Origin of the sequence: Corynebacterium yonathiae (genome assembly GCF_027570195.1) — a bacterium.
In the GTDB taxonomy this organism is placed as follows: domain Bacteria; phylum Actinomycetota; class Actinomycetes; order Mycobacteriales; family Mycobacteriaceae; genus Corynebacterium; species Corynebacterium yonathiae.
The window spans coordinates 87853-96852 of the sequence record NZ_JAKMUZ010000011.1 but is presented as its reverse complement, the minus strand read 5'-3'; the positions used below and the strand labels follow the sequence as shown (position 1 = coordinate 96852).

Annotated in this window: 12 protein-coding genes and 2 tRNA genes; 6 read left to right on the top strand and 8 right to left on the bottom strand. The window is 58.4% G+C overall.

What is annotated here, in order from left to right; translation table 11 throughout:
* Positions 1-59: 59 nt before the first annotated feature.
* The 6 genes from L8V22_RS07125 to L8V22_RS07100 all read right to left on the bottom strand — a co-directional run bounded on the left by L8V22_RS07125 (position 60) and on the right by L8V22_RS07100 (position 5375).
* A tRNA-Arg gene (locus tag L8V22_RS07125) sits at positions 60-132 on the bottom strand.
* Positions 133-251: 119 nt separating this feature from the next.
* On the bottom strand, positions 252-1325 hold the full coding sequence (locus L8V22_RS07120; RefSeq protein ID WP_238800705.1) for a GTP-binding protein: 1074 nt from the start codon (positions 1323-1325) through the stop codon (positions 252-254).
* Between the two features lie 50 nt (positions 1326-1375).
* Positions 1376-2950 carry an SLC13 family permease gene (locus L8V22_RS07115; protein WP_238800706.1) on the bottom strand — a complete coding sequence of 525 codons (1575 nt, stop codon included), beginning with the start codon at positions 2948-2950 and terminating at the stop codon, positions 1376-1378.
* Positions 2951-3208: 258 nt separating this feature from the next.
* Positions 3209-4573, bottom strand: a complete 1365-nt coding sequence (gene mgtE / locus L8V22_RS07110) for a magnesium transporter (RefSeq protein WP_238800708.1) — start codon at positions 4571-4573, stop codon at positions 3209-3211.
* Positions 4574-4711: 138 nt separating this feature from the next.
* The gene (locus tag L8V22_RS07105) at positions 4712-5020 is read right to left on the bottom strand and encodes a DUF202 domain-containing protein (RefSeq protein ID WP_238800710.1); all 309 of its coding nucleotides are present in this window, start codon (positions 5018-5020) and stop codon (positions 4712-4714) included.
* Complete coding sequence (locus L8V22_RS07100; RefSeq protein ID WP_238800712.1) at positions 5013-5375, bottom strand: YidH family protein; 363 nt, start codon at positions 5373-5375, stop codon at positions 5013-5015. The genes L8V22_RS07105 and L8V22_RS07100 overlap by 8 nt, the downstream gene beginning before the upstream one ends.
* A 121-nt stretch (positions 5376-5496) precedes the next feature.
* On the opposite strand from L8V22_RS07100, the gene L8V22_RS07095 reads away from it, so the two are divergent.
* The 4 genes from L8V22_RS07095 (at position 5497) to L8V22_RS07080 (ending at position 6974) form a co-directional block, all read left to right on the top strand.
* Positions 5497-6105 (top strand): hypothetical protein, encoded by a 609-nt coding sequence (locus L8V22_RS07095; RefSeq protein ID WP_238800714.1) that lies wholly within the window; start codon positions 5497-5499, stop codon positions 6103-6105.
* Positions 6102-6257 carry a hypothetical protein gene (locus L8V22_RS07090; RefSeq protein WP_238800716.1) on the top strand — a complete coding sequence of 52 codons (156 nt, stop codon included), beginning with the start codon at positions 6102-6104 and terminating at the stop codon, positions 6255-6257. The genes L8V22_RS07095 and L8V22_RS07090 overlap by 4 nt, the downstream gene beginning before the upstream one ends.
* Positions 6258-6285: 28 nt before the next feature.
* Positions 6286-6669 (top strand): NUDIX hydrolase, encoded by a 384-nt coding sequence (locus L8V22_RS07085; protein ID WP_238800718.1) that lies wholly within the window; start codon positions 6286-6288, stop codon positions 6667-6669.
* An 80-nt stretch (positions 6670-6749) separates the two neighbouring features.
* Positions 6750-6974 carry a hemolysin III family channel protein gene (locus L8V22_RS07080; RefSeq protein ID WP_238800720.1) on the top strand — a complete coding sequence of 75 codons (225 nt, stop codon included), beginning with the start codon at positions 6750-6752 and terminating at the stop codon, positions 6972-6974.
* A gap of 78 nt (positions 6975-7052) precedes the next feature.
* On the opposite strand, the gene L8V22_RS07075 is transcribed toward L8V22_RS07080, so the two are convergent.
* A tRNA-Ser gene (locus L8V22_RS07075) sits at positions 7053-7141 on the bottom strand.
* Between the two features lie 108 nt (positions 7142-7249).
* On the opposite strand from L8V22_RS07075, the gene hisC reads away from it, so the two are divergent.
* Together hisC and L8V22_RS07065 are read left to right on the top strand one after the other, a co-directional pair.
* Positions 7250-8302: a histidinol-phosphate transaminase gene (gene hisC, locus L8V22_RS07070; RefSeq protein WP_238800721.1), complete on the top strand. Its 1053-nt coding sequence runs from the start codon at positions 7250-7252 to the stop codon at positions 8300-8302.
* Positions 8303-8695, top strand: a complete 393-nt coding sequence (locus L8V22_RS07065) for a phage holin family protein (RefSeq protein ID WP_238800723.1) — start codon at positions 8303-8305, stop codon at positions 8693-8695.
* Here the strand turns inward: L8V22_RS07065 and L8V22_RS07060 are convergent.
* Entirely contained in the window at positions 8692-8952 is a 261-nt protein-coding gene (locus tag L8V22_RS07060) for a MoaD/ThiS family protein (RefSeq protein ID WP_238800725.1), read from the bottom strand. The genes L8V22_RS07065 and L8V22_RS07060 overlap by 4 nt on opposite strands.
* Positions 8953-9000 lie beyond the last annotated feature (48 nt).

The following is a 9000-nucleotide window of genomic DNA, read 5'->3' as shown; positions in this document are numbered from 1 at the left end:
GAGACCTAGGTCGGAACGGGTTAAGATACAAGAAAAGCCGCCCGAAGGCGGCTGATTTGTGCGCCCGGAGGGATTCGAACCCCCAACCTTCTGATCCGTAGTCAGATGCTCTATCCGTTGAGCTACGGGCGCAGACCGTTGGTAAGCAGTGCGTATGCTCTGCTGTGCAACGAGAATTTACTATACCCACGGTCTGGAAAACTAACAAATCGCCTGTTCACCCTGTGTTCACTTGGCCGAAATGGAGGCGTTTAGGAGGGGATAAGGGCGGCAACTTCGGCGTCGGAAAGCAGGGCGTCCTGAAAGGCCTGAAGAGTGGACTCGTGGTCGAAGTCGATACCGATGAGGACGATTTCAGACCCGGGCGTCACGCCAGTAGTAGCCCAAAAAGAGGCCGGCATAATTTGCAGATTTGGACCGGCTTGCTGCCAAGCGTGGGTGACCCGGAGATCGGTATCAATCCAGCAATACCCCTTGGAGCGCACTAGGCCAGTACTGGCACGGAGGGCGGCAAGCAGGCGCTCTCGATTAAAGGGGCGGTCGGCGCGGAAAACGACGGAGGAAATGCCATATTCCTCGGTTTCGGGTGTGTGCGGGTTGGCCAACTCTTCCGCGTAGCCGTTATAAGCAGCAGCAGTGGCGGCGTCATACAAGTGAGCATCGAGAACAAGCTGCGGGTCGATGGCACCATGGGTGACAATCACGACGCGGGCGCGGGGGTTCATAGCACGAACGGTAGCGATAACCCGCTCGGTTTCGGCAGCATCAACCACATCAGTCTTGGTGATGAGGATAAGGTCAGCGAACTCAACTTGGTCCACTAGGAGGTCAGCCACGGTGCGGTCATCACCGGGCGTGGCCTCGATGCTTTGGGACGCCAGGCTCTTGCCACGGCGCAGCTGGTCAAGAAAGGTGGAAGCGTCCACGAGGGAGACCATGGTGTCGATGGGGGCGACGTCGGCAAGCGTCGTGCCATCCTCAAACTCCCACTCAAAGGTGGCCGCAACGGGCATGGGTTCGGAAATGCCGGTGGATTCGATGACAATCTGGTCGAAGCGGCCGGAGCGGGCGAGCTTGCCCACGGATTCAATAAGGTCTTCGCGCAAGGTGCAGCAGATGCAGCCATTGGATAGCTCGACAAAGCGATCCTCGCCGCGCTCAAGGTGCCCCTCGCCGGCGACGAGGGCGGCGTCAATATTGACCTCAGAGAAATCGTTGACGATAACAGCAAGCTTGCGCCCCTCGCGGTTAGCAAGCAGATGGTTTAGAAGTGTGGTTTTTCCACTGCCCAAAAATCCGGACAGCACAGTAACGGGTGTAGCCATTCCCTAATGGTAACGTGTTTCATTAGGGAATGGCTACGTATTCCCTCGCCTTAAATGGATAGGCCGAAGATGGGCACCGCCAGCAGGTACACCGTAAGGGTAATGAGGAAGATGCCGATGATATTGAGGCCGAGGCCACCCTTGATCATCTCGCCAATCTTGACGTACCCGGAGCCATAGGCAATGGCGTTCGGCGGGGTGGCTACTGGGAGCATGAAAGCACAGGTTGCGGCCAAGGCCACCGGGATAGTGAGGAGCAGTACGTTGATATCTCCCTCCGCAGTCAGGCCGACACCCACGGCAACGCCACCCATGATTGGAATAAAGGTGGCAGCCGTAGCGGTATTGGAGGTGATCTCCGTCAAGAAGAGCACCAACGCAGCGACGGCGGCGACAATGAGGACGACCGGCAGGACGCTCAGCCCCTTGGCCATCTCACCAATCCAGAGTGAGAGGCCGGAAGAATTGAATACCGAAGACAGGGATAGACCGCCACCAAAGAGCAAGAGCACGTCCCACGGCATTTCATTGGCAGTCTTCCAGTCCAGCAGGCGAGTGCGACGCTGATTATCCGCCGGAAGAATGAACAGCAAGATGCCGGCAGCGATACCCACGATGGCGTCGTCATAGTTCTCAAATTCCTTGAGCACCAGCGGCAGGATTACCCACGCTGCGGCGGCCAGAACGAAGATGATGCCAGTCATAACCTGGGGACGGGTCCAGGGGCCGAGGGCCTTAATTTCATCATCGATAAGCTCGCGGCCGCCCGGGATATTCTTCATCTCCGGTTTAAAAATGGTGATAAGTAGGGCCCAAGCAATCAGCAGGAAGATCACGGCAAGCGGCACACCAACTGCCATCCAGCGGCCGAAGCCAAGGGTAACGCCCCACGTATCGGCCATATACGCGTTGAGGAAGGCATTCGGCGGGGTGCCAATGAGCGTGCCCAGCGAACCGATGGAGGCAGAATAAGCGATGCCCAGCATAAGGGCCGTGGCAAACTTCTTTTGCTTCTCCCAACCGCCTACGGTCTCCGCAGTCAGCGCAAGCACCGAGGTGCCGATTGGCAGCATCACCACGGCTGTCGCGGTATTAGATACCCACATGGACAAAAATCCGGTGGCCAGCATAAAGCCCAAGATGAGGCGCTTGGGAGAGGTGCCAATCACCTTCACCACATAGAGGGCCAAGCGGCGGTGCAGGTTCCAGCGCTGCAGGGACAGCGCGATGAGGAAGCCACCCATGAACAAGAAAATGGTGGCGGAGGCATACGGGGCGCCTACTTCCTTGATTGATCCGACGCCAGCTAGAGGGAAAATAACCAACGGAAGCAGCGCGGTGGCAGCGAGCGGAATAGCTTCAGTCATCCACCACACGCCCATAAGGATCGTCACCGCTGCAACAGCGCGGATGGCACCAAGCGTGTACTCGGCTTCCGGATCTGCGCCAGAGGAGCCTTGGACTGTCTCGATGGCATTGGAGGGGAAAATAAAGAAGACAAGTACCGCCAATGCCAAGCCCACGAAGAGGCCAATAAACTGCCGGCGCCATTCGCCGCGTGGGACTTTAGGGGCTTCGTCACCTTCGGTGTGGGCGGTGGATTCGTGAGTATGCGGGGTGGTCATACCGCGCGCTCCTTCACTAAGAGAGGACTGTGCTGAGGGATATGCTCCGTACTTCCCAGGTTATTAGCTGGCCTAGACAGCAAATAGAAAGTTATCTAATTCACTGCGAAGCATGCACTGACCATACAAAACATGTGACGCAGAAACCATATCCCGTCACAATAAACCACCCCCGCACCCCCGAATAGCACACACCACACCTGCCTAAAACCAGAAATCGCTCCACCACTCCTCCACCCCCGATCGATGAAGGATGGGTCAAATGCCCAGGACGGTCTTAGCAATGAGGAAGTAAATAATGAGGCCCGTAGCATCACAGAAGGTAGAGATAAACGGGTTGGAAAAGACCGCCGGATCGGCACCGATGGTCTTAGCCACGATGGGCATCAGCCCGCCTACGGTCGCAGAAATCGAGCAAATCAAAAACAGCGTCGAACCGATGACCAGGCCGATGCTCATGCCATAAACCAGCGTAGCCAGGCCCAGTCCCGCCAAGCCGAGCACGGCGCCTAACAACATGCCGACGCGTAGCTCGCGCCACAAAACGGCAACGAGGTCGCGGGTGCGGACATCGCCCAGCGCCAAAGCACGAGTCACCGTGGTAGCAGCCTGATTGCCGGTATTGCCCCCGGTGCCGGTCAGCAGCGGGATAAATAGTGAGAGAACCACGGCCTTGGCCAGCGTGCCTTCAAAGGAGTCCAATACTTGCACGGTCAGCAGCGCAGAAACTGCCAGCACGAGCAGCCATACGATGCGCGAGCGCACCAGCTTGAGCAAAGGCGTGGATAGGTACGGCTGTTGAAGGGCCTCGGTACCGCCAGCACGAGCGGAGTCTTCGCTATCTTCTTCCTCCACAATGTCCGTAGCGTCATCCCACGTCAGCAGACCAACCAAGCGGTGCGAATCATCCACGATAGGCAGTGCAAGAATGTCCAATGGGAGGAACCAACGCGCGGTTTCTTCCGCATCATCACCGGCCTGGGCAAAGATGGGGTCGTGCATAATATCGGCCATGGTCAGTGCGGCATTAGCGGTGAAGATTTCGCGCAGGCTCACCACTCCCACAAGACGCCTATCCTCGCGGGTAATGGGCACGGTGTAGATGGTTTCCAGCTCATGTGCGGTCTCCCGCAGTTTAAACAGCGCGTCCCTAACGCTCATGTCCGGGTGGATTCCAGGCACCTCGGGGGACATTCGGCGCCCCACCGATCCCTTGACATAGCCCAACACCACGCCCGTGACATCGCGCTTGGATTGAGTCAGTGAGCGCAGCAGCCGGTCCGCAATCTCCGCAGGCAGCTCATCCAGCAAAGCCACGCGGTCTTCCGGATCAAGCTCGTCGAAGAACTCATAGACATCAGCATTGCCCAGCTCATCGATGATATCGGCCTGATGCTTTGCATCGAGGGCATCAAAGACGACGATTGATTTCTGGCGCGGCAGCAAGCGCAGGGCCAAGGCTGACCGGACGGCATTTTGCCGCTCGACGACGGCGATGAGTTCCTGCAGGGGCACCCTCTCCAGGAGTTCCTGGAGGCGCGGGGCCTTGGTGGGGTCAATGGCGTCTTCTTGCTTGAGCCATGCCTCGACAATATCGCTAGCCCGCTCGGTGGTCTCCGCCATGGCCTACCTGCCTTTCCAGCCCCAGGTTATTGACTTCAGCCTTCTTAGACTACGCCATTTGCCCAGAAAATCCGCCAGAGATCCTCCCTGGCCGCATGACAACGCCCAGAAGCCACCTCAATGATGGCACCGGGATGACTACAGGAATAGACCCCACAGGGCGAAGGCTGCCAGCAAAGACACCAGACCGGAAGTACTGGCCAAAATGATTGCATGGGGAAGGGGAGCCTGGGAAGACAGGGCGACGTCGACAAGCGAGGCACGTTGCCACACCGCCAAGACCAGCGCCAGCACCCCGGCGGCAAGGAGGACGAGCGGCAAGAAGACGCGCACACTCACCGCCCGCATCACGCCTAGCAACACTAAGGAAAGGGCCAAAAGGGTGCGCTGCCAAGACAGGCGCGTGCGCTCTGGTTGCAGACCAGGATCAAAGGGCTGATTAGACAAGGAACTGGCCTACCAAAAGCGCACCAGCCACCACCACGATTACAGCAACAAGGACCGGAAGGCCGAAACTAAACGGCAGCGATCGATTCTCTCGCATTGCGCGCTCTGATTGCTTCCAATGCCCCCACGCCACCACGGGCAAGATTATGGCGACTATCAACATGAAGACCGATACCGTGGCACGCAGGGTGCCTGGCAGCGGAACGTCAAAGGCCTCAAGTGCTACTCCGCCAGCAATCAACGCCAGGGAAGTGCGAATCCACGCCAGGAACGTGCGCTCATTAGCGAGCGTGAAACGCGGATCAGGGTCGGTGCCAACTGCAAACACCGAACGGGGAAACCTCGAGTCACTCATGGGCACTACTTTATATTCATTTATCTCCTGCGTCGCGACAAGCCCACGCAACGCTTCACCTTCCCGTAGTCTCATAGACGCAGGCGAGCCTCCCCCCTGAACAAAGGAGCACCCATCGCCTATGACCCTGCGCTTATGCAACTACGTGCCATCCGTCCCGAACGAGGACGAGTTTTTCAGCAAAGAGAACATCAAGCGCGTCAGCACCCCAAATACCCGCCCCGATGCCACCGGCTTGCGCGAGACCGTTGTTAATAACGGCCCGTGCCCCACCAAGAACCATACGAAATTCGACTTCATCTTCCTGCTTTTCCATATGGGTTGCATCGTCATTCTCGGGCTCTTCCCCTTTGCTCTTACGGGACTCGATTTCCGCATCGCTTTACTCATCAGCCTGCCTATCATCGCATTCGGCATTTCCACGCCCGTTCGCTGGCTGGCCTCGACCCACAATGAGCGCACTCTGCTCCGCAAAGCGTGGGCCAATAACTGGCTCGAGTTTTATCCCGTACTGGTGGGAAACTTCTACCACTTTGATACCAAGGAAGAAAAGAACCCTATAGGCGATGACCACTATTACTTCCACCAGGCGCGCATCATGGTGTTCTTTCCTGATGGCTCCACGGAAGTACTACCAGAGCTCGCAACCGTGAAAGCTGTCGACTATCCGCCTGAATTGATGAGGTCAGATGGCACTGCCATCGCGGAAACTCCGACGAGCTGCGTGTGAGCCCCAGCGTTAATAATGGCTGGACACTACTGGCCGTGCTCGCCGGTGACCCGGTATCCGCCGGCACTCCCAATATCGGCTTGGATGAGCAGCAGATAGAAGCAGCGCTTGCCCAAGTGGAGCGCGAGTGGGCACCCGGCATTCTGAAATAAGCCGTCGCGGCGAGTTAAAGTCGGGCCCATGATTGAAGTAGCCGCCGTAGTTTTCCGTAATTCCTTTGGCCATATCCTCACCGTGCGCAAGGATTCCTCCACCAAGTTTCAGTTACCTGGCGGCAAGCTTGAGGCTGGCGAAACCCCTACACAGGCCGCAGCCCGCGAGGTCGCAGAAGAAATCGGCGTTGACGTCCGCCTTCCGGAGCTATCTCTGCTCGGCACCTTCGACGCGCCGGCGGCCAACGAACCCGGCGAAACCGTGCGCGGCCACATCTTTACCTATCCACGCCCAGTCCTTGCCCGCGCAGCCGCAGAGATTGCCGAAGTCGCTTGGGTAGACCCCACCAACCCAAATCGCGAGCTCGCCCATCTGCTGCGCGACGAGGTCTTTCCTGCCCTAGAATCCTAAGGCCCTGCTTTATCCCTTAAGAATTTCCTATTGCAGCTCCTGGGAGGGCAACCTAGAGTTATTTTCATCAGAATTGAGTGATGAAAGGACTGCCCTCCATGCCGCAGCAATCCACACTGGGACCTATCGTGACGATTACCTTCCTCGTCCTAGGTGTCATTAGCTCTGTTATCGCCATTCTCATGGTGCCTGCCCTCTTCCACGAGGTCACTTCCCTGCGCGCTGCGGCTTTTACCGGAAGCTTCATCTTCGGCGTTGGCATGCTCACGCTCTTCCGCCGCTGTGCCAATTACCAGCGCAAATAGCAGATTTCTCCGCTTCACGGCGCCGGCGAGAATAAAACCCGAATAAAAAAATCCCGAGCGCACTCGCTCGGGATTAGATGGCGGAGATGAGAGGATTCGAACCTCCGGACCCCAGAAGGGTCAACTCCTTAGCAGGGAGCCCCATTCGGCCGCTCTGGCACATCTCCACGGTTCACAAGGAACCTCGTTTGAGAATACCTGCCTGCCCCGCCGCTGCCAAACTAGCCCCCTGCTTTCGCTCCCGCAGCAAAGGCGCAGGCCCTAAAGTGGTAGCCATGATTCGCCCTGACCTGAAAGCCATCCCCGCCTACGTCGCTGGTGCGCGCAACAATGACGCCCTCAAGCTCTCCTCCAATGAAGCGGCGCACCCGCCCCTGCCAGAGGCGGCCGCGGCTATGGCGGAGGCAGCCGCACAGGCCAATCGCTACCCGGATATTGCGGCCACTGCGCTGCGCGAGGACCTAGCCGCGCACTTGGGAGTAAAGGGGGCGCAGGTGGCGGTGGGCACCGGCTCATCCGCGCTGTGCCAACAGTTGGCTGAAATTGCCGCCACTCCCGGCGATGAAATCCTCTTCCCATGGCGCTCCTTCGAGGCCTACCCCATCTTTGCCCAAGTGGTGGGCGCCCACCCTATCCCAGTTCCGCTAACTGGAGAACAGCGCGTAGACCTGCCGGCCATGGCGCAGCAGATTTCGGACAAGACCCGCCTTATCTTCGTGTGCAACCCCAATAACCCATCCGGCACCACAATCACCAAGGACGAGTTCACTGCATTCATGGAAGCCGTGCCTGCCGACGTCCTCGTAGCCCTCGACGAAGCCTATATCGAATACAACCGCGCCACCGACACCCCGCTGGGCACGGAGCTGGTGGGTACCTATCCCAACCTGGTGTGCCTGCGTACCTTTTCCAAGGCTTATGGCCTAGCCGGGGTGCGTATCGGTTATGCCTTCGGCCCGGAAAATATTATCGAGGCTCTCAACAAGGTGGCCATTCCCTTCTCTGCCAGCACCGTGGCCCAGGTTGGTGCCCGTGCGGCACTGGCGGCGCAGGAGTCGCTGAGGGAGCGCACCGATGAGGTCGTCGTCCAGCGCAAGCGCCTGGAGGAAGCCCTCACAGACTGGGGAGTGCCGCATTCCGAGGCAAACCACGTGTGGCTGCCGGCTGAAAATCTTGCCAGTCTTGGCACCCCGCAGGAAGTAGCCGCCCGCCTAGCCGAACGCGGCGTGCTCGTGCGCGCCTTTAGCGAAGGTATACGTATTACCGTTACTACCGAGGAAGAAACCGACACCCTGCTTAAGGCATGGAATGCAATCGTAGGAGGCTAGATGCGCTCGTTTATTAATTTCGCCCTGAACGTCTTTGCCATCGCCGTGGCGCTATGGGCGGTGGTAGCCGTAATCCCTGGCATCACCATCACTCCGGCTGAGACCGGCAATTTCATCGCTATTGCCATCGTCTTCATCATTATTAATACAGTGGTCATGCCGGTGTTGCGTGTCCTTGGCGCACCGCTGACCTGCCTGACGCTCGGGCTTTTCTCCCTCGTCATAAACGGCGCAGCGCTCATCATCGTCGAGTGGGCGCTCAATTCCCTCGACCTCGGAATCGGCCACCTTGTCATCGACTCTTGGGGCGCTGCGATCATCGGCGCCATCGTGCTATCCATCGTCAGCAGCGTCATTAATTTCTTTACTAGCCCGCTGCGCCAGCGCGATTAACCACCCGCAAAAGGCGGCAGCACGTCCACGCGGGTCACGCCGACAAGTGGGGAATCCATGGCGGTGTTCCCAGCGCCGTCGATAAGAAAGCTGCATCGCCCCAGCACTTCTTTCAGGCTCATACCAGCCTCTGTGGTGCCGGAATGCTCCTTGCCCAGCTGCGCCACCAGATCACCCAAGGTGGCGGGGGCGTCTACCTGCTCAGAAGCCACGCCCGCGGCGGCGCGGGCGGCGGCGAAATAGTGAACGGTCAACATGCCTTCTACTATGCCTACGCACCTCTGTCGTGTCGAGACCGCGGGTAA

What these genes read in the sequence shown, in the direction of transcription:
- L8V22_RS07100 (WP_238800712.1), bottom strand. Translation starts at nt 5,375, where the DNA reads ATGAGTGACTCGAGGTTTCCCCGTTCGGTGTTTGCAGTTGGCACCGAC.
- L8V22_RS07085 (WP_238800718.1), top strand. Translation starts at nt 6,286, where the DNA reads ATGATTGAAGTAGCCGCCGTAGTTTTCCGTAATTCCTTTGGCCATATC.
- L8V22_RS07080 (WP_238800720.1), top strand. Translation starts at nt 6,750, where the DNA reads ATGAAAGGACTGCCCTCCATGCCGCAGCAATCCACACTGGGACCTATC.
- L8V22_RS07120 (WP_238800705.1), bottom strand. Translation starts at nt 1,325, where the DNA reads ATGGCTACACCCGTTACTGTGCTGTCCGGATTTTTGGGCAGTGGAAAA.
- L8V22_RS07065 (WP_238800723.1), top strand. Translation starts at nt 8,303, where the DNA reads ATGCGCTCGTTTATTAATTTCGCCCTGAACGTCTTTGCCATCGCCGTG.
- L8V22_RS07095 (WP_238800714.1), top strand. Translation starts at nt 5,497, where the DNA reads ATGACCCTGCGCTTATGCAACTACGTGCCATCCGTCCCGAACGAGGAC.
- L8V22_RS07115 (WP_238800706.1), bottom strand. Translation starts at nt 2,950, where the DNA reads ATGACCACCCCGCATACTCACGAATCCACCGCCCACACCGAAGGTGAC.
- L8V22_RS07060 (WP_238800725.1), bottom strand. Translation starts at nt 8,952, where the DNA reads ATGTTGACCGTTCACTATTTCGCCGCCGCCCGCGCCGCCGCGGGCGTG.
- hisC (WP_238800721.1), top strand. Translation starts at nt 7,250, where the DNA reads ATGATTCGCCCTGACCTGAAAGCCATCCCCGCCTACGTCGCTGGTGCG.
- mgtE (WP_238800708.1), bottom strand. Translation starts at nt 4,573, where the DNA reads ATGGCGGAGACCACCGAGCGGGCTAGCGATATTGTCGAGGCATGGCTC.